This window comes from Segatella copri, from assembly GCF_019249655.2.
Classification (GTDB): domain Bacteria; phylum Bacteroidota; class Bacteroidia; order Bacteroidales; family Bacteroidaceae; genus Prevotella.
This window is the reverse complement of sequence record NZ_CP137557.1, coordinates 1,175,001-1,198,730: the sequence shown is the minus strand read 5'-3', so window position 1 is coordinate 1,198,730 and position 23,730 is coordinate 1,175,001. Positions and strand designations below refer to the sequence as shown.

20 protein-coding genes (1 of these 20 cut by a window edge) are annotated in these 23,730 nt (G+C 44.6%); 2 read left to right on the top strand and 18 right to left on the bottom strand.

The genetic code is table 11. The features are described from left to right. Positions 1 to 63 precede the first annotated feature (63 nt). From clpX to lptB, 4 genes are all read right to left on the bottom strand, one after another. Entirely contained in the window at positions 64 to 1,296 is a 1,233-nt protein-coding gene (clpX, locus tag KUA49_RS04460) for an ATP-dependent Clp protease ATP-binding subunit ClpX (protein WP_218412393.1), read from the bottom strand. 65 nt (positions 1,297 to 1,361) lie between these two features. Beyond that, the gene (gene clpP, locus KUA49_RS04455; protein ID WP_218412394.1) at positions 1,362 to 2,024 is read right to left on the bottom strand and encodes an ATP-dependent Clp endopeptidase proteolytic subunit ClpP; all 663 of its coding nucleotides are present in this window, start codon (positions 2,022 to 2,024) and stop codon (positions 1,362 to 1,364) included. Between the two features lie 135 nt (positions 2,025 to 2,159). Beyond that, entirely contained in the window at positions 2,160 to 3,518 is a 1,359-nt protein-coding gene (tig, locus tag KUA49_RS04450; RefSeq protein ID WP_203040124.1) for a trigger factor, read from the bottom strand. Positions 3,519 to 3,673: 155 nt separating this feature from the next. After that, positions 3,674 to 4,489, bottom strand: coding sequence for an LPS export ABC transporter ATP-binding protein (gene lptB / locus KUA49_RS04445; RefSeq protein ID WP_203040123.1), 816 nt, complete (start codon positions 4,487 to 4,489; stop codon positions 3,674 to 3,676). A 145-nt stretch (positions 4,490 to 4,634) separates the two neighbouring features. Here lptB and KUA49_RS04440 point away from each other — a divergent pair, with 145 nt between their 5' ends. Beyond that, positions 4,635 to 5,381, top strand: coding sequence for an MlaE family ABC transporter permease (locus tag KUA49_RS04440; protein ID WP_218412395.1), 747 nt, complete (start codon positions 4,635 to 4,637; stop codon positions 5,379 to 5,381). A 47-nt stretch (positions 5,382 to 5,428) separates the two neighbouring features. Next, the gene (locus tag KUA49_RS04435; protein WP_203050668.1) at positions 5,429 to 6,238 is read left to right on the top strand and encodes an ABC transporter ATP-binding protein; all 810 of its coding nucleotides are present in this window, start codon (positions 5,429 to 5,431) and stop codon (positions 6,236 to 6,238) included. Between the two features lie 374 nt (positions 6,239 to 6,612). Here the strand turns inward: KUA49_RS04435 and KUA49_RS04430 are convergent, their stop codons facing one another. The 14 genes from KUA49_RS04430 to rpmF form a co-directional block, all read right to left on the bottom strand. Next, a complete protein-coding gene (locus KUA49_RS04430; RefSeq protein WP_218412396.1) occupies positions 6,613 to 7,494 on the bottom strand; it encodes an Rpn family recombination-promoting nuclease/putative transposase in 882 nt (293 codons plus the stop codon). A gap of 286 nt (positions 7,495 to 7,780) precedes the next feature. Continuing rightward, positions 7,781 to 8,137: a transposase gene (locus KUA49_RS04425; RefSeq protein ID WP_256624809.1), complete on the bottom strand. Its 357-nt coding sequence runs from the start codon at positions 8,135 to 8,137 to the stop codon at positions 7,781 to 7,783. 365 nt (positions 8,138 to 8,502) lie between these two features. Beyond that, entirely contained in the window at positions 8,503 to 9,774 is a 1,272-nt protein-coding gene (locus KUA49_RS04420; protein ID WP_218412397.1) for a hypothetical protein, read from the bottom strand. A gap of 24 nt (positions 9,775 to 9,798) precedes the next feature. Then, positions 9,799 to 10,857 carry a hypothetical protein gene (locus tag KUA49_RS04415; RefSeq protein ID WP_218412398.1) on the bottom strand — a complete coding sequence of 353 codons (1,059 nt, stop codon included), beginning with the start codon at positions 10,855 to 10,857 and terminating at the stop codon, positions 9,799 to 9,801. A 111-nt stretch (positions 10,858 to 10,968) separates the two neighbouring features. After that, on the bottom strand, positions 10,969 to 16,239 hold the full coding sequence (locus KUA49_RS04410) for a hypothetical protein (RefSeq protein ID WP_218412399.1): 5,271 nt from the start codon (positions 16,237 to 16,239) through the stop codon (positions 10,969 to 10,971). A 12-nt stretch (positions 16,240 to 16,251) separates the two neighbouring features. After that, positions 16,252 to 17,787 (bottom strand): ISL3 family transposase, encoded by a 1,536-nt coding sequence (locus tag KUA49_RS04405; protein WP_318331687.1) that lies wholly within the window; start codon positions 17,785 to 17,787, stop codon positions 16,252 to 16,254. 285 nt (positions 17,788 to 18,072) lie between these two features. Next, positions 18,073 to 18,831, bottom strand: coding sequence for a hypothetical protein (locus tag KUA49_RS04400; RefSeq protein ID WP_218413566.1), 759 nt, complete (start codon positions 18,829 to 18,831; stop codon positions 18,073 to 18,075). Between the two features lie 439 nt (positions 18,832 to 19,270). Next, on the bottom strand, positions 19,271 to 19,486 hold the full coding sequence (locus KUA49_RS04395) for a PD-(D/E)XK nuclease domain-containing protein (RefSeq protein WP_256624950.1): 216 nt from the start codon (positions 19,484 to 19,486) through the stop codon (positions 19,271 to 19,273). A 13-nt stretch (positions 19,487 to 19,499) separates the two neighbouring features. Next, the gene (locus tag KUA49_RS04390) at positions 19,500 to 19,640 is read right to left on the bottom strand and encodes a hypothetical protein (protein ID WP_256624951.1); all 141 of its coding nucleotides are present in this window, start codon (positions 19,638 to 19,640) and stop codon (positions 19,500 to 19,502) included. Between the two features lie 30 nt (positions 19,641 to 19,670). Beyond that, complete coding sequence (locus KUA49_RS04385) at positions 19,671 to 20,036, bottom strand: hypothetical protein (protein WP_254880744.1); 366 nt, start codon at positions 20,034 to 20,036, stop codon at positions 19,671 to 19,673. 83 nt (positions 20,037 to 20,119) lie between these two features. Beyond that, positions 20,120 to 21,433, bottom strand: coding sequence for a ribosome biogenesis GTPase Der (der, locus tag KUA49_RS04380; RefSeq protein ID WP_203041941.1), 1,314 nt, complete (start codon positions 21,431 to 21,433; stop codon positions 20,120 to 20,122). 152 nt (positions 21,434 to 21,585) lie between these two features. After that, positions 21,586 to 22,467 (bottom strand): GTPase Era, encoded by an 882-nt coding sequence (gene era, locus KUA49_RS04375; RefSeq protein WP_203041943.1) that lies wholly within the window; start codon positions 22,465 to 22,467, stop codon positions 21,586 to 21,588. Positions 22,468 to 22,628: 161 nt separating this feature from the next. Beyond that, positions 22,629 to 23,642 (bottom strand): beta-ketoacyl-ACP synthase III, encoded by a 1,014-nt coding sequence (locus tag KUA49_RS04370; RefSeq protein ID WP_217761756.1) that lies wholly within the window; start codon positions 23,640 to 23,642, stop codon positions 22,629 to 22,631. Then, a protein-coding gene (gene rpmF, locus KUA49_RS04365) for a 50S ribosomal protein L32 (RefSeq protein ID WP_006848356.1) crosses the window boundary here: on the bottom strand, positions 23,642 to 23,730 show its end. It continues 97 nt past the right edge of the window; 89 of the gene's 186 nt are visible here — the last part of the coding sequence; its start codon lies off the right edge, out of view; its stop codon occupies positions 23,642 to 23,644. Before rpmF ends, KUA49_RS04370 begins: the two co-directional genes overlap by 1 nt.

Genomic DNA, 23,730 nt, shown 5'->3' with positions numbered 1-23,730 from the left:
GGCGACGAAGCCCAACTGATTTTCATTTATTTCATCGAATCACGATTAGCACCTTTGCAGCACTTATGCTGACTCCAACTGACCCAGATGTGCCTTGTCAAGCTGGTGCTGGGCGTAATCCAATGTTACTTCAAACTTTTTCACCTTCTGTGAAGGAACCTCAAACATGGCGTCTGTCATCACAGCCTCCACGATAGAACGAAGTCCACGGGCTCCCAACTTATACTCCACAGCCTTATCCACCATGTAGTCGAGTGAATCCTCGGTAAAGCTGAGCTTGATGCCGTCCATCTCGAAGAGCTTCATATACTGCTTCACGATAGAGTTCTTTGGCTCTACCAGAATCTTGCGCAGGGCTTCACGGTCTAATGGGTTGAGATAAGTGAGCACTGGCAGACGGCCGATGATCTCAGGAATCAAGCCAAACGACTTCAAGTCCTGTGGCAGGATATACTTCATCAGGTCCTTCTTGTCTACCTTGGCTACATTCTGCACAGAGTTGTAACCCACCACATGGGTGTTGAGTCGCTGTGCTATCTTACGCTCGATGCCGTCGAAGGCACCGCCGCAGATAAAGAGGATATTCTTGGTATCCACATGGATGTAATCCTGGTCTGGATGCTTGCGGCCTCCCTTTGGCGGAACGTTCACCATGGTTCCCTCCAGCAGTTTCAGCAGTCCCTGCTGCACACCCTCACCGCTCACGTCGCGGGTGATGGATGGATTGTCACTCTTGCGGGCAATCTTGTCAATCTCATCTATGAACACGATACCGCGCTGGGCAGCCTCCACATTGTAATCGGCTACCTGGAGCAGACGGGAAAGGATACTCTCCACGTCCTCACCCACATAACCTGCCTCTGTAAACACTGTGGCATCCACGATGGTGAAAGGCACGTCGAGCATCTTGGCAATGGTGCGTGCCAGCAGGGTCTTACCGGTACCCGTGCTGCCCACCATGATGATGTTGCTCTTCTCAATCTCCACGCCATCCTTGTCGGCAGGCTGCTGCAAACGCTTGTAATGGTTATACACCGATACAGCCAAATGGCGCTTAGCCTGATCCTGTCCGATGATATACTCATCCAGATATTTCTTGATTTCCACAGGCTTTGGCACATTCTTCAATACAAACTTGCCTTCAGCTCCATCCTGTTGGTTCAACACGCCAGTCTGCTGCACAATATCGTATGCCTGCTTGGCGCAATCCTCACAGATGTAGCCGTTGATACCTGTAATCAACAACTTAACTTCCGTTTCACCTCTTCCACAGAAGCTACAAACTTTCTTTGGCATAATGTTTCTTCCTTTTCTTTCTTCTTTATACCTTAATTATATATACCTATTTATATATAGTAGGATTACTTGCGTACCAGCACATTGTCAATCATACCATACTCCTTAGCCTCCTCGGCAGTCATCCAGTAGTTGCGGTCGCTGTCGGCATAAACCTTGTCGTACGGAGTATGAGAATGCTCAGAGATGATGGTATAGAGTTCCTTCTTCATCTTCAGAATCTCGCGAGCCTCAATCTCGATGTCGGAAGCCTGACCCTGCACACCACCCAATGGCTGGTGAATCATCACGCGGCTATGAGGCAAGGCAGAACGCTTACCCTCCTGACCTGATACGAGCAGCACGGCAGCCATGGAAGCAGCCATACCGGTGCAGATGGTAGCCACATCGCTGGAGATAAACTGCATGGTATCATAGATACCCAATCCGGCTGTAACACTACCGCCAGGACTGTTCAGATAGATAGAGATATCCTTGCCGCTATCCACAGAGTCGAGATAGAGCAGCTGAGCCTGCAGCGTGTTGGCAGTGTAATCATCAATCTCGGTTCCCAGGAAGATGATGCGGTCCATCATCAGTCGGGAGAACACGTCCATCTGGGTAACGTTCAGCTGACGCTCCTCCAGAATGTAAGGGTTCAAATACTTAGCCTGCGCATTCATCACGTCGTCAAGCACCATACCATTCATACCAAGATGCTTGGTAGCATATTTTCTAAAATCGTTCATATCTTATAGCTTTTTACTTCGTTTTTTAGAACAGAAAACGAGGTTATCGACCTCATCATCCCGTTCGGTGGAACAAAGATAATAAAAAAAGTCGATAACCTCGTAATTATTTGAAGTTTTTTTTCAAAAAAACGCTTATTCCTGCATCATCTTGTTGAAATCCTCTACAGAAATCTCTTTTTCGTTGAGTTTTACGGCCTTCTTAAGAGCCTCAGCCAACTTGCGATCGATAGAACGGTCTACCAATGCGTCAACTGACTCACCCTTCTTGAGAATCTCGTTTGCGTAGTTCTCGATGTACTCCTCAGGAATGTTGGTCATACCATACTGAGCGAACTGAGCACGAGCTGCTTCCTTGGCAGTCTCCTTGATGTCTTCGTCGTTCACCTTGATATCCTGAGCCTGGATGAGCTGCTCCTTGATGAGGTGCCATGTCAACTCCTTGATGCTCTGCTCGTAGTTCTTCTCTACGAACTCCTCACCCTTATCCTTGTTGTTAGCCAACATGATGCGCTTCAACAGAGCGTCTGGGTAAGTCAACTCGCCCACCTTCTTCTCGCAGTGCTCGCGTACGTCGAGGATGAACTTGTAGTCAGAGTCGTTAACCAACTGCTCCTGCAAGCCCTCAGCGATCTTAGCACGGAAAGCAGCCTCGTCCTTCACGTCAGTATCCTCACCGAATACCTGCTTGAAGAGCTCCTCGTTTACCTCGTGCTTCTTGAAGCGCTGGATTTCTGTAATCTGGAAGCTGAACTCAGACTCCAGGTCAGCCACAGCCTCACGCTCGATCTTCAAGAGAGTAGAAACCTCTGTATCGTTCTCTGGGTAAGCCTTCTTAGGGTTGAAGGTGATGATGTCACCGAGCTTAGCACCGTTGAAGAGGTTCTTCTGCTCCTCTACCTTGATGTAGCTAGGCATCAGGATAGCACCCTCTACTGTGATACCGCCTTCCTTGGTGTTACCGTTCTCGTCGAGCTCACGGATGTCACCCTTCAAAAGGTCGTTCTCCTCATACTGCTCGCCCTTCTCGTAGCTACCTGCACGCTGAGCGTACATCTCTACCTGCTGGTCGAGAATCTTGTCGTCAACCTTGATGTTATAGTAATCTACCTTGTCACGACCGTTGAGAGTTACCTTGAACTCAGGTGCAACAGCGATGTCGAACATGAATGTGAATGTAGTACCCTTCTCCAAGTCAGCTGGCTCCTGCTTCTCTGATGGGAGAGGCTCGCCGAGCATCTGGATCTTGTTTTCCTGTACATACTTGTAAATCTCCTGGCCTACGATCTTGTTGATAGCCTCCATCTTTACAGATGGGCCAAACTGGCGCTTGATCATACCCATAGGAGCCTGACCAGGACGGAAACCTGGAACATTAGCCTTCTTACGGTAGTCTTTCAATGTTTTCTCAACCTCGTTCTTGTAGTCATCTTCCTCTACTACGAGAGTCAAGAGACCGTTAATCTTGTCAGGATTTTCAAATGAAACTTTCATCTTGATTTCTTTTTTTATTTTGTTATTATTAATATTTCTATTTCAATTGGTTAGGCTCTCCAACTGTCCTTTTGGCTCGCACACTACACAATCGGCTTGCAAAATTACACAATTTTAATGGATATACCTAATATATAAGAGAAAAATTTGATTTTTTAACCATCTTTCTCTGCTTCTTTCGCCTTTTTCTGCTCATCAAGCAGCTGGAAGTCCTTCTTGCGGAGTACAAAACTGGTGGTAAGATACTTCTCCTTCACCGTCTTGTTCTCTGCCAGTTCCTCCGGAGTGCCCTGGAAAAGAATGCGGCCTTCGAAGAGCAGATAGGCTCTGTCGGTGATGGTAAGCGTCTCATCCACATTGTGGTCGGTGATGAGGATTCCGATGTTGCGGTACTTCAGTTTCCACACGATGTGCTGGATTTCCTCCACCTGGATTGGGTCTACTCCGGCAAAAGGCTCATCGAGCATGATGAACTTAGGGTCGTTGGCAAGGCAGCGGGCTATCTCCACACGGCGGCGCTCACCTCCCGAAAGCTGGTCGCCCAGGTTCTTGCGCACCTTCTGAAGGTCGAAGTCGTTGATCAGGCTCTCCAGCTTCTCCTTCTGATACTCCTTTGGCTTGCCCGTCATCTCCAATACCGACATGATGTTGTCTTCCACACTCATCTTGCGGAACACGCTCGCCTCCTGAGGCAGATATCCGATGCCGGCACGTGCACGCTTGTACACCGGAAACTTCGTAATTTCCTGGTCACCCAGATACACATGGCCCTCGTTAGGTACTACCAGACCCGTGGTCATATAGAAAGAGGTGGTCTTGCCTGCACCGTTAGGTCCCAGCAAACCCACAATCTCACCTTGCTTTACATTTATCGTCACGCCGTTGGCAACGGTACGCTTGCCATAGCGCTTTACCAACCCTTCCGTTCTGAGAACCAGTTTTTCCTCGGAAGAAGGTTGTACTTCATTCATTATTTCGTCCATAATTAGCTAATTTGGTTGCAAAAATACTAAAAAAGGTGGAAATATCGCTTTAAAAATCAAAAACTATTCATAATATTGCAGTTTTTTAGAGGATTTTGGTTAATTTTGCACCATATTTTATAGATTATACAGCATGATAATAGAAAAATGGCTTACCACCTTCGGTAAATATCTCATATTGATGGGGCGTGCTTTCTCACGCCCTGAACGTATGCGCATGTTCCTGAAACAGTATATCAAGGAGATGTCGCAGCTGGGTGTCGACTCCATCGGCATCGTGCTTCTCATCTCGTTCTTCATCGGTGCAGTTATCTGCATCCAGATGAAACTCAACATCCAGAGTCCTTGGATGCCGAGATGGGTTTCGGGCTATACCACCCGAGAAATCATGCTGCTGGAGTTCTCTTCCAGCATCATGTGTCTGATTCTGGCGGGTAAGGTAGGTTCCAATATCGCCTCCGAGCTGGGCACCATGCGAGTAACCCAGCAGATTGATGCCCTCGACATCATGGGTGTCAACTCGGCGTGCTACCTGATTCTTCCTAAGATTCTGGGATTGGTTACCATCATGCCGTTCCTCGTTATCTTCTCATCCCTGCTGGGCACGGTGGGCGCTTACGCCACGGCATATATCGGGCACATCCTGCCGCCCGACGACCTGACCCTGGGATTGCAGCACAACTTCAACCAGTGGTTTGTGTGGATGAGTATCATCAAGAGTCTCTTCTTCGCATTCATCATCTCGAGTGTGGCATCGTATTTCGGATACACCGTAGAAGGCGGTTCGGTAGAGGTGGGTAAATCTTCCACCGACGCCGTGGTATGCTCCAGCGTACTCATCCTCTTCTCTGATGTGTTCCTTACCCAGATACTCTCTTAAACTCTCTCTACAATTCTTTCTAAAATTCTCAGTTAAAGAAGTGAACTATGATAGAAGTTAAAAATCTTACGAAAAAATTCGGCGATAAGACCGTACTCGATAATATCAGCGTGCAATTCGAAACCGGCAAGACCAATCTGATCATCGGTCAGAGTGGTTCGGGAAAGACGGTTTTGGTGAAGAATCTCGTCGGACTCCTGGAACCTACCAGCGGTCAGGTGCTCTACGACGGTCGTGACTTTGTTCACATGAACAAGAATGAAAAGGTGATGATGCGCCGTGAGATGGGAATGATTTTCCAGAGCGCCGCCCTTTTCGACTCGCTCAATGTACTGGAGAACGTGATGTTTCCGCTCGATATGTTTTCCAACCTTAATTATAAGGAACGCGTGAAGCGCGCACAGGAATGTCTCGACCGTGTGAATCTGATAGAGGCACAGCAGAAATTCCCTGGTGAGATTTCGGGAGGTATGCAGAAGCGTGTGGCGATAGCCCGTGCCATCGTGATGAACCCGAAGTATCTCTTCTGCGATGAGCCAAACTCTGGTCTCGACCCGAAGACATCACTCGTCATCGACGAACTTCTCTCGGGCATCACCAAGGATTACAACATGACCACTATCATCAATACCCACGATATGAACTCGGTAATGGGCATCGGCGAGAACATCTGCTTCATCTACCAGGGCCACAAGGAGTGGCAGGGCAACAAGGACCAGGTGATGAGCGCCACCAACGAGAAGCTCAATGACCTCGTCTTCGCCTCCGATTTGTTCAGAAAGGTGAAGAAGGCTGAGATGGAAGAATCTTGCAAATCATCTATCACCCCTCACGATTTCCTGAAAAAAAGTTTTTAAGCTATTGAAATATAGCGGGATTACCTGCGTGACAGATACCAGAAAATAGGGATTTATCCCTCACGCATCCCTCACGATTTTGGCTTTATCCCTCACGATTTTGCGTAAGCAGTGAAGCAAAAAGGCTTCGCTGAATCTCGAAGCCTGCTTCATGAATCAGTGAAGCAGGCTTCATTGATTATTGAAACAGGCTTCATTTGCCAATGAAGTAAGCTTCATCTCAAGTTGGTTTGAGGCTCAGATAAAGTTTACGTGAGCCTCTATTAAGGTTTACTTGAGCCTCACTTCAACTTCAAATGAGGCTCAAGATAAACCCATTTTGCCCTTACTGGGTGCCTTCACACAGATTTCACCCTAGTGGATATGTACATACACTACGACTGAAGTTGCTTCAGCTGGTCTTCCGTCAATCCAGTAGCTTGTATGATTTGAGTCCAAGACATACCCATTGCCAACAAGTTACGGGCTACTTCCAAACCTTTAGACAGTTCACCTTTAGCCATTCCTTCTGCCATTCCTTCTGCACGCCCTTTTTCCATTCCTCTTTTCTCATCAAACTTTCTGGTGGCATATATATCACGCATATTCTTGATGTCCTCGTCATAAAGCTCAAGTTCTTCGCGGGAAAGCTTGCGGAGGTCGCCTATCTCTGCCAACTTGCGGAAGACTGGATACTTCTCGCTGAATGGCATCTGCTCAAACATGTTCATATTCTTCATTATATAAATCCAACAATCAAATATATCCATACACTCTGCCTCCGTATGCTTGTCGAACAAGGGCAGTTGGAGGTACACAATACGCATCCTGTCGGACACTAGCTGGCGTGTCTGCAAATCGGTAAGCACCAAGTCGGTGCGAAACTTCTTTAATATCGGACTCGACGACACGAAATCCATGAAACATACCGTATAGACTGGAGCCAAGTGATAGTCCCAGATTCCACGAACCCCCTGCTGCACAATGGCACGTGCCGTGTAATACAATGCCCTGTCGGCAAAGTATTCCTGTTCTTTCTTCTGCATCTCGACGATGATATGCTTGTCCTCGTTTGTGATGCAATAGACATCGAAGACCACACCACGGTCATCGGGGCGCAAGCCAAGTTTTTCGGTCTTGGCAAACGTCACGTCCTTGATTACCAACTCGTCTTCAAACAGTCCGTTCAGGAATGTTATCAGGCATTCTTTCGTGTCCTCGCTTCCAAAGATTCGCTTGAAAGCCCAATCGACACGTGGGTCTATAAATCTTGCCATCTTCTTAAGTTTTATAAGGTCGTGGACGCAATATTGCATTTCTGCTGCGAAGATACACTTTTTTATTGAAACTGCCAAGAAATTCTGGGATTTTCTTTTTAAAAGAAGAAAAGGAAGAAGTATGGGAGGATAATGACACAGATTTTAGACCTGTTCGGTTTTGGGGCTGAAACACAACTCAGGTAGAAAGATTTTACCCGTCAGGTGCTCCAGCAATTTGAAATTCAGAGAAACACCTGACGGGTAACTTATGCTAAGAGAAACGCCTAGTGGATATGTACATACACTACGACTGAAGTTGCTTCAGCTGGTCTTCCGTTAATCCAGTAGCTTGTATGATTTGAGTCCAAGACATACCCATTGCCAACAAGTTACGGGCTACTTCCAAACCTTTAGACAGTTCACCTTTCGCCATTCCTTTCGCCATTCCTTCAGCCATTCCTTCTGCACGCCCTTTTTCCATTCCTCTTTTCTCATCAAACTTTCTGGTGGCGTATATATCACGCATATTCTTGATGTCCTCGTCATAAAGCTCAAGTTCTTCGCGGGAAAGCTTGCGGAGGTCGCCTATTTCTGCCAACTTGCGGAAGACTGGATACTTCTCGCTGAATGGCATCTGCTCAAACATGTTCATATTCTTCATTATATAAATCCAACAATCAAATATATCCATACACTCTGCCTCCACGTGGATCTATAAACCTTGCCATCTTCTTACGTTTTATATGGTCGTGGACGCAATATTGCAATTCTGTCGCAAAGATACACTTTTTTATTGGAAACGCAAAGAAAATCAACGACTTTCTTCAAAAAAGGAAATAGGGATGGGTCTCTCGGGGTAAGGCACTAACCTTCAGACTCCACAACCTCTTGGTTTACTGTCTTGCACCCATTAGACAACATACATGCTAATCAAACAAAAAAGAGAGGCATCTTGCGATGCCCCTCTTAAATTTATACTTTTTTCTTACTATTACACCTATCAGCGGATAGGGGAAGTCACTCGTACTACTTCACAACCTTAATAGCCTTACCATTTCTGATAACTACGTTCACACCCTTAGCAGCCTTGTTCAGACGAACACCACCGATAGAGTAAACAGCCTCAGCATTCTGGAAGTCTGCATTGATACCATGGATACCAGTAGCAATCTCATTCTGAGCCTTAACAGCAGCAGCAACGATATCCTTAATCTGAGCAGCAAATGCATTGATTTCAGCAGCAGCCTTATCAGCTACTTCCTGTGTCAACTCAACAGCAGCGTAGAGAGAACCAAGCTCCATACCCTTCTGATTAACCTGAGTTGCAATTTCTGCCAACTGATCAAGATAAGTATCCTTAACGTCTGGGCACTCATCGTTGATCTTAGCATCAGCGTCATTCAACAGAGTAGAAATCTCAGTAAAGGCAGCCTGGAATGTAGCGTTAGCAGCCTCGTTAGTCTCGAACTTCTTAGTCATCGCAGCAGCCTCATCAAGGATTGCCTGAATCTTTGTCTGAGTCTCAGCGCAAACTGCAACGAAGTCCTCAACATCCTTCTCTGTTAACTCGATAGCAGCATACTTGGCGCTCAACTCCATACCCTTCTGGTTGATAACGGTAGCGCAGTCAGCCAATTTGTCGAGATAACCTTCTCTCAAAGACTCAAGGCAGGTTTCGTTGATTGTAGCATCAGCAGCATCCAATGCAGTCATTGTAGTCATGAGAGCCTCATTGATCTTGGTATTTGCAGCCTCGTTAGCATCCCACTCGTCCTTGATGTTGTTGACTGTGATTTCTGGCAAAGTAAGATAACCGCTGGTAACACCAATAGCAGCAAACATTACTTCTCTAAGCTCAATCTTAGCGTCCTTAGCCAACTTCTCATTAGCCTTAACCTTGAACTTGCACAATGTACCCTTCTTCAACATAGTGTTCTTTACACTAAATACGATGAAGAAAATCTCATTGTCCTTGAATGAAATATCTGAAGCATGATACTTAGCAGAGCAAGCATCACCAAGAGTACCATAGACAATCTCACCCTCTTCGTCCTTTTCCTCTACTACTGAAAGACCTTCAGGCAAAGCAACCTTCATCTGGTAACCAGAGTACTCATCTTTACTCTCGTAGTTAATGGAAATTTCAGCTTCCATTCCAGGAATCATCTTGATAGGACCATCGACTGTAATTGTAGGCGCAGCCAACTGAACGAGATCCGCACCATTAACAATAGAAACACTACCGAAAAGCATCATCAGGAACATACCCAACTTTGCTACGAACATATTCTTTTTCATAATATTCATTTTTTTAAAATTATACTACTTCATTAATCCAACTACAGAATAAACATCATTGATATTTACCTGACCATCTTCTGTCATATCAGCATCAGGATGCACCTTTACACCCTTCATAACAGAAACAACGTCATAAACATCATTAATTGACCATTTATCTGCACCAACGAGAGTAGCATTCAACTTATAAGCAAATGCGTTCTCTACCAAGAATTCGATACCCTTAGGATTAGCGAACTTCACCTCAGAAAGAACCAAGTCACCACCCTTGAAGCCTTCACCTGCAACGAGATTCAAGCCAAAGAGAGCATCACCTTCTGCAAATACATCATTTGTGAAAGAGCTAAGAGTCAACTTATAAGTATTTGTCTTACCTTCTACAGCAGCAACATCAGCAACTACGTTTTCAGAAAGACGCTTGCCGTAAACCACCTTGTCACCTTCTGCAAATGTAACACCCTCTGGAAGAGTAACAATAGCAGACATGCCTGACAACTTCACATCATTCTTGACGTTGAAGTCAACAACAACCTTCTTACCAGCAAGGAAAAGATTCTTTGTGCTAGTTACTGCCAACTCACCTGCAGAAACTGAAGCCTTACCAGCAACGCCCTTTACAGGAACCTTTTCAACCTTACCAGCTACAGTAGCATCACTACCAGTAATCTCATTGAAAGTGATAACACCACCTTCGCAATTCTCCTCAGCCTTCACTGTAATAGAAAGGATGGCACCAGCCTTACCAGCAATAGCTACCTGAGCCTTGTCTTGAGCCTCATTAGAGAAGATACCAAAACGATAGTCTCCGTTCTTCTGCGCAACAACCTTTACGGTATGACTGGTACGAGTGATACGATCTGTTGCCTTAACAACACTACCATCTACGTAAGTCAATCCCTTAGGAAGTGCTATATCAAACTGCAATGAAGATAATGCGTTATCATCATTATTGAGTTCAATTTCCAATGTTTTCTGTTCTCCGGCGTTGATTACGAAATCAGCGATTCTGAGCGTGTTATCAGCATAAGTTGCGGCACTGCCCAATGCGAGAAACATCAGTGTGTTGAATAATTTCTTCATATTATTATAATTTTAAATGTTGTTTTAATCTTGAAGAAAAGGTATCAAGTATCAGTTGCCTTTTTCCAGAGGGAAAGCAGCAACTGATACCCTCAACTATTCTTTTTATTATTACTTCTTAACTACCTTGCGAGCAGTACCATCCTCACCAACGATGATGTTAATACCCTTCTGGATAGACTTCTTCACCATACCACCGATAGAGAAGATACGCTCCTTCATAGTAGGTGCAGTGATTGCGTTGATACCTGTGGTCTCGCCTGTACCATCACCGATGCCTCTAGTAATGCTATAAGAGCGTCCCTTTGCATCAGAGAAGATGACATTAGATACCTGGATATCGCCGCCATTGTAATCACTACCTACCTCGACGCTAAGCACTACGATAGCACCACTGTTGCCATTGAATGCATTGTTGTCGATAGTAGAAGCCAAGAAGCGATACTTGCCGTCTGCAATCTCGTTGCTCAACAACTCATGACCATTAGCACGATCTGACAATGTCTGACCTACGAGCTTCATGCCAGCTGGCAACTGGATATCGAACTGACCAGCAGTGAATGTTGCCTGATGAGCCACCTCAACTGCAATCTGAACAGTCTTACCGAATACGGTAGTTTCCTCACCAGTCTTGGTAACAGCAAGTTCACCATCAGCAGAAGTAGCACTTCTTACAACGCGAGCTCTTGTTGTACCACCCTCAGTTTCCTCAACCTTCTCACCAGCAGGGTCACCGTAGAAGATGATATTAGAAATCTGAGTCAAGTCAGCAACAGTGAAGAAGCCATCACCATTAACATCACCAGCCCAAGCCTTGTCAACTGCAAGATCCTTGTACTCCTTGTTCTCGATAATCCAAGAACGAACCTCAGAGTAGTCATTAACAGTTACAGTCTCATCAAGGTCAGCGTCACCAATATGGTTCTTAGCCTTCATGTTAATCAGATTCAGCTCCTTAGCGAGTTCATCTGCCTTAGTGAGAACAGCTGGATATACCTCTGCGAGATAGTCTGGCAACTTCTCCAACATAGTGATGTCCTTGCCATCCTTATCCTTAATCTGATTACCATTAATATCCTTTACATAAGAACGATTGCCATTAAACATATTGGTGTTGAATTCCTTCAAAGAAGAAATCTTATCATTAACAGCTATAGCATCACTCTTCAAAGTAGCATTGTAATTTGCTGATATAATACCATCACAGATACTCTGGATATCTTTGATAACACCAGTAGCTTCAGAATTGTGAGCACCAAGGTTCAAATTCTTAATGCTAGCAGCAATATTGTCTACGTTTGTCTTGTAAGAACCTTCAACAAGCTTTCCAGCCTGAGCTTCAAGAGCTATACTCTCAGTAACAGACTTAATCTCATCAGTAATATTCTTAACACTAACATCAAGAGTACCAGCTACATGAGGAAGCTCTGCGATAGCATCCACTACAGTCTCAAGCTTTGTGTTCAATGCCTGCAACTGAGTATCAAGAGATGCCTTCACATTGTCATTGGTCTTCCATGCTGTCTCCTTAGCATCAGCCTTCTTCAATACAGGCTCAATCTCGTCACCTAATGCATCAATTGCACTCTGACGCTTGGTATTGTAAAGCATAACAAAGCCATTAGCCTTATCGTCCTCCAAAGAAGCCTTAAGCTCGTTCACCTTAACACCAAGTTCAGCTGCCTTATCAGCATAAGCCTTCTTCACAGGCTCATGACCAGTTGTTACGATATTAGCAAGCTTATCATACTCTGCCTTAACTACATCGAAATTCTGAACCAAAGTCTTATAGGTAGACTCTGTCAAATCAGCCTTCCACAAGTTGATGATACCAGCATGAGCCTTGGCAACCTTCTTTTCCCAAGCAATATATGTAGCCTGAGTCTCAGCCAAGTCTTCTGGCAACGTCAATTTACTAAATTCAGCAGCCAAATTCATGCAATTTGTCTCGAAGAACTTCTCAATCTCTGTAGCCTTTTCTGTCTCACCTGCAGCATTGAAGCCTTTAACGGCCTGATCCTTATCAGCAGTAATACTAGCAATCTCAGCGCTAATAGCGGCCTGCTCTGTATTATTAGCACTTTCATACAGTGCCTCTATACGCTTTGCAAAACCAGCAATTGCAGTCTCATATTCACTCTTATTAAGCTTATCAACTCTAGCCTGTTCAAGCTCTGCCTTCTTAGTATTGATATCAATACCAATTGCCTTAGAAGCAGCCTTCAGTGCTGATGTATCAAAGAAGTAAGCCAAATAGTACTTTTCTGCGGCAGCCAAATTAGCATCCAACTCTGTGAACTTAGGTGCCAACTCCTTACGGATAACATCATTAGCCTTTGCGATACCATCAGCCTTCTTTGCTGTCTCATAAACAGCCTTAGCCTTATCATACTTAGCGAAATCAGCCTTAACAGCCTCATAATTTGTCAATGCCAACTTTTCAGCAGCAACCTTCTTCTTTGCCTCTCCAACAGATGCAGTTACATTCTCCTTGAAGGCATCAAGATCCTTATCTCTATCAGCATGAACAAACGCAGCCATTTCGGTTTCCTTTGCCTTTGCATCAGCCTCGAGTTCAGAAAGCTTAGCGCTATAATCATCATTCAAAGCCTTAGCTGTAGCCTTGTCAAGCAACTTTGCGTCTTCAGCATTCTGAATCTTGTCAAGAATCTGAGTATCAAGATTAATCATCAAATTAACCTGATCAGCAGCAAGTGCTGTAATCTCATCAATAACATTCTGAACATCTGTAAATGCAGAAGTTACCATCTTCTTGTCATAAACAACCTTATCCAACTCTGTCTTACGGTCTGTTACGCTCTTGGCAAGACCCTCAGTGAACTTAGCTGCATATAAATCATTAGCCTTCTTATTAATAATAGAAGACAAGTTATTCATTTTAAGGGTAACCTTACCCTGATAAGCATTAGCTGCCTTCTTATTATTACCAGCTACATCAAACAACGCAGGAGCCTTGGTATCCTGATATTCCTTGAGAGTCTTAGCCTTCAAGTCTTCCAAGCTAGCCTGATAAACATCAATCTCCTTAAGAGCCTTAGAAACCTTATCAAGTTCTTCAACATTGAGCTTCAAGACATCATGGTTGATATTCAGATAACCATTGATTGTAACCTTCGCATTATTGATAATGGTCTGGGTCAGATTAGCCTCACTCAGGAAGTCCTCGTAAACCACCTTGTTGTCGGCAGCAATAGCTGCATTGTAACCAGCTTCCTGCTCCTTCACAATAGAAGTAACCTCGGTCTGGATGGTCTCCAACTGCTTGCTGATTTCCAACTTCTTGCTATCAAGCAATGTTCCAGCATCATAAGAAGAAGCAACATTCTTCTTAGCTGCATCCAACAATACCTTCTGCTCATTCAGCTTAACCTGCCACTCCTTCACCTTAGATGAAGCATCACTATTTGTGATATCATTGAATGCCTTTGTCCAAGCTGCATCCAAATCAGAAGTGGTATTATCCAAAGCGTCCTTATTAGCAACAACAATAGGAACATTTGTAGCAAAGTTTGTCAAATTGTTTGCCAAGCTCTGGATACGCTGAGTAATTGCAGTCTGCTCAGCCTTTGCCTTGCCAGCCGTGTATGCATCAGTGATAGCCTTATCAATGGCAGCTTTTTCTGTCTTGTATCCAGCAAGCTGATCCTTAAATGTCTTATGCTCAAGTGTTCCAAGTGCCTTATCAGCCGCAGCCACCTTATCAGCAATACCATAAGTAGTAATTGCCTTTACAAGAGCATCCTTAGCAGTCAAGTTATCATTAGCTGCATTTGCATCAGCCTTCAATCCTGCAAGAGTTGTAGCGAGATCCTTCAACAGTGTCTCAAAACCCTTGATAACCTTACCATCCTTATCCTTAGAATCCTTCCAGTCTGTAACTAAGGTTTCAGCCTCATAAGATGTCTTAATATTGGCAGTTATGGTATTAATATCTTTCTCTGCGGTAGCGCAAGCTTCAGTAAACTTAGCAGAAGCATCCTTATTCAGAGCAACTACCTCCTTATGACTAGCAGTCAACTCGGCAACCTTAGAATCAGCTGTAGCCTTCAGCTCCTTAACAGGAACAAATGCGGTCTTAGCCTCATCAGCAGCGATGGTCAACTTATCCAAGTCTGCACTGACAGTTTTCAACGTTTCATTGATCTTACCTACGCCTTCAATAGCCTTATCAGGTGCACCATTTGGATCCAAAGCCTTGACCTGTACATCCAGATCATTAACCTGAAGGTTTACCTTACCCAACTGCTCATGCAATGTCTCAGCCTTCTTTCCGTAAGTATCGAAGTCGAACTTATAAGTATCAATTCTATCGAAGGCACTCTTGATGTCTGCCTTGGCTGCATCAACCTTGTCTGTAGCAACCTTAATAAGATTTGCGTTATCAAACTTATACTTATTAGCCTCGTAAGAAGTTGTCCAAGACTCTGCTTCTGTCTGAATATCAGCATCTAACTTCACACCAGCAATAGCAGCAGCAAACTTGTCATCAGCAGCCTTCTTTGCTGTATCGAAATCAGCCTGAACCTTAGCAACTCTTGTCTTCAAACCTGCAATAAGTTCTGCGTAAGTCTGAGTCTTATCCTTACCGTCAACCTTAACGGTTACGGTAACATTCTTATCTGTAGCAGTCTTCTCCAACTTAGCAATAGCTGCATTATAGTTAGTCAAGGCTATAGCAACATTATTATAATTACCTACAATTACACCTAGGGCATCAATATCACCCTGGATAGTAGTCCATGCATAAGTACCGAGCTTATGAGCGATAGCATCAGCCTTCAACTTAGCTGTCTCAGAAGCAATAGCAGTCTCAATAGTTGTAGCCTTCTTGGTCAACTGTGCAGATGTAGCATCAGCCTTAGCAGTCACCTTCTTCAAATTAGCAGTCTTTTCTGCAGACGCATTCAATTCTACAGAATAAGTCTTCTGCCAACCGGTATATTTTGCCACAACAGCATTGATATCAGCATCTACCTCAGCTAAAGCTGTCTGATTAGCCTTCTTGGTTGCTGTCGCATTATCATGAGACTCTGCTGTACCATTCTGAGCCTCAGTCTTTACAGCCAAGAGTTTCTTGTTCAATTCCCCAATTTCGTTCTGAGCATCAGTCAACAACTTACCCAAAACCTCATCATCAGAAGGCAAAAGCTTCAACAGTTCCTGAGTCTTTTCATTACGATTTGCCTCAGATGCAGCTACTAACTTAGCAACTTCATTATAATCGTTGTCATTGGCATTAGCAACTTCAATATTGCCTTTCAACGCCTTAATAGCAGCCAACTGTTCTGTCTGCCAAGCCTTAACATCCTTTTCTACGAAATCAGCAACAGCAGTACCCTTCTCATAAGAGGTTCTTCTCAAATTTTGGTACATTTATGTATCTAAGTTTGAGGAGACCTTTATCTGCAAAAGAGAAATCGATGCTCTTCCACCCATAATTCGCTTTGCGGTCTTTATCTTGTTGACCGAACCTTCAAGGATTCCATTGTTCAATTTGCTAGCAATAGAATTATTGATGGCGGAATAGTCCTTAATCAGTCCTTTGGCAAACTTTTCCATTTTCTCATTACCACATCCTATGACCATGTTAATCCATTTGTACAAGTTCATTTTGACCTCTCCGCTCAAAATGCCTTGAAATGTTGTTATATAATAGGCTAAATCGGTAATATGCAAGTCCTGCAGAAACAATCTGACTGTATCAGTCTTGGTTTTCCAGTTGAAGTGAACTATTGAATTCCAAAGGTCATACTCTTCGCTCCTGATAGTTGCCTTTGCAAGAAATGCCTTGTAGGCATCATCGTATGCCTTCCAGTCTTCCTTCCATTTTTCTCTCAGTAGAAAAAGAAGTCTTTTCAGTATTTCTTTCTTCTCTGTAGAATGTAACCCCTTGGTAACCACAGAGTAATCCAATGACTTTTTACAGAGAATCCTGTTTGTAATAGATTCTATGGCTTTGTAAGCCCTTAGTTGCGTTGGGTTGAGCAAGTCCTCATATTTGGTGTTCCTTAGCTTTCCCATCTTAAATCCATCAAACCCTGTTTTGTCATGGATTTCACTCAAAGTCAGTCCTTGCCTTGCATAAAGATCCATGAAAGTGTTCCATTCAGCCATTTTCTTGATTCTTCTTGTATCCTTGCACATCGATTCCAAGACTGCATATATGCTGGTATAAAGCCAACCTCTACTTATTTGTGGCTTAATGGGACCAACTAGACCTTGAGTCAGCAACTCCATTCTCTTATGCAAAAACTCCTGCAGAATCTTTGGAAAGACTGCGCTCGTCAAGTCTTCAATGACATGGAATTTGTCTGTGATAGCATGTGCTGATGGGGCTCCTTGCTTGATAGCCTTAATGAAGCATCGTCCCCTATCACGAGTGATAGTATCGACTTTCTTGTATTGTTTCAAGACATTTGCCACAATCGAAGAATCTCTAGAGTCTATCAGTTCCAAAATCTCGCCTGTGTCATGGTCTACGATAACACTGCCATAGGTATGTCCCTTTCTCTTGGCAAAGTCATCTATGCCTATATTCCTGGCAGTCCTGTCTGGAAGTCTTTGGATCTTTTTCAAATGATTTATGCAAGTATTTGGACAGCAGGTGATTCCCATCTTTCTCATGACCTTGGAGGTCGACACAGATGACATATGTATATGAAGCTGGTTCATCAACTCTATGCATCTTACACTGAATCTTGCATATTTGTTTAGCCACTTCGTCTGTTGCTCTACAAATATATGTTTATCAGACTGGCAGTAAAAACGGCGCATGTAAAGGGTGAGAACAAACCGTTTACACCCTAAAGGACACATCGTGACCGTTCTCTTTTGCCAGCCACGGGTATGAGTGGTTTTCTGGCCACAACGGTCGCAGAAGGCATGGGTAGCCGTACTCACGAGAACCATTTTGAGTTCCGTGGAAGAGAAGTCACAACTTGTGATAAAAAAGCCATCTATGGCAGGAAAAATGTCCATAAGAAGTTTTTCTCCGGCCATAGAAGCATTTATATCGGATTTTATTTGGTTGTTCCTTATCTTTTTTATAATTTTGCATCTGTTAGCGATTGTATCCATTGTAAGTCATATTTTATGATCACTTTAAACTTACATATTTTTGGAGACAATCGCTAATTTTTTATATTAAACTTTCTCAAAAATATTGCTCCTTCATATAAAAATTGGGGCTTTGTACTAAAATTTGAGAAGAACCTCATAAGAAGTAGCAAGAGCCTTAGCCTTAGCATCCTTTGCAGTTCTCAAAGCCTTTACCTGAGCCTCATAGCCCTTAGTTACCTTAGCGTAATCTGTACTGGTACCGATAAGTGTCTCGATTTCAGCCAACTGAGTCTCTACAGTCTCTATAAGACCAGACGCAGTATTCTTAGCTTTAAGATTATCATTTGCAGCCTTAACATCCTTACCCAACTGTTCCAATGAGTTATTCAGATCTCTAACATAGATAGAGTTATCTTCCAAATAGAGCTGCTGAATCTTATAGAAGTTATAATCACCCTTCTTCAAATTCTCTATTTTTGCTTCAATAGAAGCAACACTAGCCTGGATGGCAGCAGTATTATCTACAATACCAGCTGTAACGGTTTCAAGTTTCTTTGCAAAAGGGTCAGCTACAACCGCAAAATCATACTTGAGTGTCAACACAAATGCTGACTCAAACTCTGTCTTCTCATCAACAGTAGCCTGAATCTTCACATTGCCTTCTTTTTTTACAGTGAAGGTAGATACTTCCTTACCATCTACCATAACCTTCACGGTCTCGTTCTTAGTTGGCTTAGCTGCGATAGTATATTCGCCAGGCACCAATGAAACATCAAATGTCACAAATCCACCGGCAGAAGAATATACATCTTTTGCAGTAGGTACATTAGCATCAGCGAATGCTGCCATTGGGACAGTCATTGCCAACATTGAAAGTAGTACGTTCTGTTTCATACGTTGTAAGTTTTAAAAAGTTAAATTTATGTTCTTAGAATGGGAAGAGTAATCTCGGCAAAATTAAGTCCTTAAATTCTAAAACTGAGTTTCGTTGTTCTTATTTCGTTATTCATAACCGTAATTTCTTGTTCGGAATTCTATTTTTTCGTTGTTAGTTTCGTCATTCTTAGACTTTCTCTTTTTTGGTCATAGTTACGTCCCGATTCTTTATTTCGATGGCAAATTTAAAACAAATAATTGAAACCAGCAAAGAAAATAGTGTTATTTTTCGTTAAAGCAACGCATTTTTAACAGTGAATTGTTGTCTTTTCTGCATTTTTCCGTATGTTTGCGCAAACACCCAAATGCACATTTCCATCATTTCGGGCAAAAAGAAGCGAAAAATCCGCAGCCTTGATATAGGTCAAGACTGCGGATTTTCACATGATTTCTGACACTATTGCTCAAGCAGCTCCTCACATAGCACCATATCCACCCCTCGATAAACAACCACGAGTTTATGAAGTATAGTGGTCTTCACCAACTCTTTCACCATGTTGCTCTCGGCATAACGGGAAACTTGGGCAGCAGCATCCCTGAAAAGTTGCTGCACTTGAGAATCACTAGTGTTCGACTTGCAGTACTTCAGTTCTACAATATAAGAATCGGTCATATCCTTATAAATATCACAAAGAGAAGTTATCCGGGTCGTTGATACGCTCAGCAGGAAAATTCTCTACGAGATTACCCATAACATAACCCTTGGTAACCAGTTCCTGAATGATGCTGGCATCATGGTCGAAGTTCTTGTCATGACGAATCAGCATGCGAATCTTATCGTAGTCAATACATTACTCCTATCTCATCTTCCATTCACCCTTCACCTCCACCATCGGAACCACAATCTGCTCCTTGGTGCTGTCGCCGAAGGCTAGCTGCAGGAAGACATCGGCTACGTGGTGGGCGGTGTCTGCCTTGGCATTCAGCACGTTCACCTTCGCTATGCCCTGGTGCTCCAGCTGTTGCTGCTCCACATACATCCGGGCATTGAGCAGCAGCTGGTCATGATAGCCCTTCGGGATGCGGTAGGGCTGGTTGAAACCGGAAACATACTCCTCGTACTTGCCCTCAAGGAGCAAGTCGTAGTAACCCTTTGCGGCGATACCCGCAAAGTAAGAAGGGTCAGGACGCTCCTCCTTGCAGGAAGAAAGTCCCAACCCCATACTTATTATCATAAAAATCAAAAGTTTCTTCATCTTTATACATTTTGATTCTTCACTCTTCGTTCTTCACTCTTCACTTCCCCTTACTTCTGACGAATGAAGACGTTGATTGGACAACCATGCAACGACCAGTTCTCACGAATCTTGTTCTCCAGGAAGCGGCGATAGTTCTCCTTTACATACTGTGGCAAGTTGGCATAGAACACGAACGATGGAATCGTGGTGTTTGGCAACTGGGTACAGTACTTGATCTTGATATACTTACCCTTCACGCTCTGTGGTGGATAAGCCTCAATGATAGGCAACATCACCTCGTTGAGCTTAGAGGTTCCGATATGAGCCTTGCGGTTCTGGTAAACATCCTTGGCAGTCTCCAATACGCGGAAGATGCGCTGCTTGGTCAAAGCAGAAGCGAAGATGATAGGGAAATCCACGAACGGAGCCATGCGCTTGCGGATGGCATTCTCGAAGGTATCAATCACCTTCTGGTTCTTCTCCTCTACCAAGTCCCACTTGTTTACTACCACCACCAGACTCTTGTTGTTCTTCTGAATCAACTGGAAGATGTTCATATCCTGGGTCTCGATACCACGGGTGGCGTCGAGCATCAGGATGCAGACATCACTGTTCTCGATGGCACGGATGGAACGCATCACGGAATAGAACTCCAGGTCCTCGCTCACCTTGTTCTTGCGGCGGATACCGGCGGTATCAACCAGATAGAAGTCGAAGCCGAACTTGTCGTAACGGGTATAGATACTGTCGCGGGTAGTACCAGCAATCTCGGTAACGATGTTTCTGTCTTCACCGATGAAGGCATTGATGATACTGCTCTTGCCGGCGTTAGGACGACCTACCACGGCGAAACGAGGAATGTCTTCCTCGATGGCTTCCTCAGGATTGTCCTGAAGCTTGTCTAATATGATGTCGAGCAAGTCACCCGTACCGCCACCTGTTGCGGCACTGATACACTGAGGGTCGCCCAAGCCCAACTTATAGAACTCGGCAGCCTGATAGTATTCAGCACTGTTGTCCACCTTGTTTGCCACAAGGATTACAGGCAGTTTGGCACGACGCAAGATCAGGGCCACGTCCTCATCCCAGTCGGTCAAACCGGTGTTAACATCTACCAGGAAGAGTACCAGGTCGGCCTCTTCGGTAGCTACCAACACCTGCTTGCGGATAGCATCCTCGAAAATGTCATCTGATTTAACGACCCAACCACCGGTATCCACCACAGAGAATTCTCTGCCGTTCCAGCTGCACTTGCCATACTGGCGGTCGCGGGTAGTACCAGCTGTATCGCTCACGATGGCGCGGCGAGATTGAGTCAAACGATTGAATAAAGTAGATTTACCCACGTTAGGGCGACCTACGATTGCTACTAAATTTGCCATAATTAGTCATTTACCCTCCTTCCTTTGAGGAGGTATCATGGATGTGGTCTCTGCATCCAAGTTAATAATTTGCCGAAGCTGACCTTGCTCCGGCCCTCGCCCCTCTGGCGAGAGTTACTCCCTCGATTACATTCAGGGAGAGGTGGGGTAGATTATTCCGGATTATATCCGAAGGCATCGAGTTCACGCTGCGAACTGCGCCAGTCTTTGTCAACCTTCACGAAGGTTTCCAGGAAAATCTTCTTTCCGAAGAACTTCTCAAGTGCCTTTCTACTCTCGGTGTTCACCTTCTTGAGCGCCACGCCCTGGTGACCGATGATGATGCCCTTCTGGGAATCACGCTCCACGTAGATGACGGCATTGATGTGGATGCGGGTGTCATCCTCCTTGAATCGCTCCACCCTCACCTCTACGGCATAAGGAATCTCCTTGTCGTAGTAGAGCAGAATCTTCTCGCGGATAATCTCAGATACGAAGAAGCGGGCTGGCTTGTCGGTCAGCTGGTCCTTGTCGAAGAACGCAGGCGACTCAGGCAGCAGCTCCTTGATGCGCTTGAGGAGCATATCCACGCCAAACTTGTTTTTCGCAGAGATAGGAAGAATCTCGGCATTCGGCAGCAGCGAGTGCCATTTCTCCACGGTGTCACCCAGTTTGTTCGGGTCGCTCTGGTCAATCTTGTTGATGAGCAGAAGCACCGGAATCTTCATCTTCTTCACCTTTTCCAGGAAGTCGATGTTCTTCTCAGGGTTCTCAATCACATCGGTCACATAAAGCAACACGTCGGCATCCGCCAGCGCACTCTCCGAGAAGGCGAGCATCATCTCCTGCATCTTGTAGTTTGGCTTCAAGACGCCCGGAGTATCGGAAAACACGATCTGCATGTCATCGGTATTCACGATACCCATGATACGATGACGGGTGGTCTGCGCCTTGAAGGTAGCGATGCTGATACGCTCGCCCACCAGTTGATTCATCAGCGTACTCTTTCCCACATTAGGGTTGCCCACGATATTTACGAAACCTGCTTTATGCATACGATAAAAAAATTGATTGAAACGAAATGTTTAAATGAGTTTGCCAGAACCTGGCATGAAGCTAAAGAAACGCATCCTTGCTTAGTTCACTTTTGTTGAGATGAAATAAGAAAGATGCGTTTCCTTATATAGATAATTATTCTATCCTATTTTAATATGTCTTACTTGCCATAAGCAGCACCATCATAAGCCCACTTATAGAATGATGCACCGTGTACGAATCCTGCACCGAATGCTGTGAAGATGACGTTGTCGCCCTTCTTCAACTGGCTCTCTGCATCCCAGAGTGCCAATGGGATTGTTGCCGCACTGGTATTTCCATAATGGTCGATGTTAACTACCACCTTGTCAAGTGGAATTCCTGCACGCTTGGTCACAGCCTCGATGATACGGAGGTTGGCCTCGTGAGGAATCACCCAGTTCACATCTTCAGCCTTGAGATTGTTCATCTCCATGATCTTCATCACGTCGTTGCTCATGTCGGTTACTGCGTAACGGAACACGGTGCGACCTTCCTGATAAAGATAATGCAGACGATGGTCTACGGTGAAGTGTGAAGGAGGGCACACAGAACCACCAGCCTTCATGTGGAGGAAAGGCAAGCCTTGTCCGTCGGTACGAAGGTATGAGTTCTGAACACCTACATTTTCCTCTTCTGTTGCCTCCACAAGCACAGCACCTGCTCCGTCGCCGAAAAGCACACAGGTAGCACGGTCTGTGTAATCTACGAGTGAAGACATCTTGTCTGCACCGATTACGATGATTTTCTTGTATCTGCCGCTCTGAATCATGCTAGCTGCAACATCGAGGGTGTACAAGAATCCACAGCAAGCTGCAGAGAAGTCGAACGCAAAGGCATTCTTCAGTCCGAGCTTACCGAGGACAATAGATGCTGTAGAAGGGAACTTGTAGTCAGGTGTAGTGGTTGTCACAATCAGTGCGTCGATTGTGTCCGGATCCACGCCAGTCTTCTGAATCAGCTGCTTTGCCGCCTTACGCGCCAAATAGCTTGTTCCGAGACCTTCCTCTGTAAGGATGCGGCGTTCCTTGATACCCACACGTGTGGTAATCCACTCGTCTGTGGTATCCACCATGCGCGACAACTCCTCGTTGTTGAGGATATAGTCTGGCACGTATCCACCTACACCTGTGATTACAGCATTGATTTTACCCATTATTCAGCTGCTTCCTTAACGATTGCAACCTTACCACGATAGTAACCGCAAGTAGGGCAAACAGTGTGGTATACATAATATGCACCAC

What these genes read in the sequence shown, in the direction of transcription:
- clpX (WP_218412393.1), bottom strand. Translation starts at nt 1,296, where the DNA reads ATGCCAAAGAAAGTTTGTAGCTTCTGTGGAAGAGGTGAAACGGAAGTT.
- clpP (WP_218412394.1), bottom strand. Translation starts at nt 2,024, where the DNA reads ATGAACGATTTTAGAAAATATGCTACCAAGCATCTTGGTATGAATGGT.
- tig (WP_203040124.1), bottom strand. Translation starts at nt 3,518, where the DNA reads ATGAAAGTTTCATTTGAAAATCCTGACAAGATTAACGGTCTCTTGACT.
- lptB (WP_203040123.1), bottom strand. Translation starts at nt 4,489, where the DNA reads ATGAATGAAGTACAACCTTCTTCCGAGGAAAAACTGGTTCTCAGAACG.
- KUA49_RS04440 (WP_218412395.1), top strand. Translation starts at nt 4,635, where the DNA reads ATGATAATAGAAAAATGGCTTACCACCTTCGGTAAATATCTCATATTG.
- KUA49_RS04435 (WP_203050668.1), top strand. Translation starts at nt 5,429, where the DNA reads ATGATAGAAGTTAAAAATCTTACGAAAAAATTCGGCGATAAGACCGTA.
- KUA49_RS04430 (WP_218412396.1), bottom strand. Translation starts at nt 7,494, where the DNA reads ATGGCAAGATTTATAGACCCACGTGTCGATTGGGCTTTCAAGCGAATC.
- KUA49_RS04425 (WP_256624809.1), bottom strand. Translation starts at nt 8,137, where the DNA reads ATGAAGAATATGAACATGTTTGAGCAGATGCCATTCAGCGAGAAGTAT.
- KUA49_RS04420 (WP_218412397.1), bottom strand. Translation starts at nt 9,774, where the DNA reads ATGAAAAAGAATATGTTCGTAGCAAAGTTGGGTATGTTCCTGATGATG.
- KUA49_RS04415 (WP_218412398.1), bottom strand. Translation starts at nt 10,857, where the DNA reads ATGAAGAAATTATTCAACACACTGATGTTTCTCGCATTGGGCAGTGCC.
- KUA49_RS04405 (WP_318331687.1), bottom strand. Translation starts at nt 17,787, where the DNA reads ATGGTTCTCGTGAGTACGGCTACCCATGCCTTCTGCGACCGTTGTGGC.
- KUA49_RS04400 (WP_218413566.1), bottom strand. Translation starts at nt 18,831, where the DNA reads ATGAAACAGAACGTACTACTTTCAATGTTGGCAATGACTGTCCCAATG.
- KUA49_RS04395 (WP_256624950.1), bottom strand. Translation starts at nt 19,486, where the DNA reads ATGACCGATTCTTATATTGTAGAACTGAAGTACTGCAAGTCGAACACT.
- KUA49_RS04390 (WP_256624951.1), bottom strand. Translation starts at nt 19,640, where the DNA reads ATGCTGATTCGTCATGACAAGAACTTCGACCATGATGCCAGCATCATT.
- KUA49_RS04385 (WP_254880744.1), bottom strand. Translation starts at nt 20,036, where the DNA reads ATGGGGTTGGGACTTTCTTCCTGCAAGGAGGAGCGTCCTGACCCTTCT.
- der (WP_203041941.1), bottom strand. Translation starts at nt 21,433, where the DNA reads ATGGCAAATTTAGTAGCAATCGTAGGTCGCCCTAACGTGGGTAAATCT.
- era (WP_203041943.1), bottom strand. Translation starts at nt 22,467, where the DNA reads ATGCATAAAGCAGGTTTCGTAAATATCGTGGGCAACCCTAATGTGGGA.
- KUA49_RS04370 (WP_217761756.1), bottom strand. Translation starts at nt 23,642, where the DNA reads ATGGGTAAAATCAATGCTGTAATCACAGGTGTAGGTGGATACGTGCCA.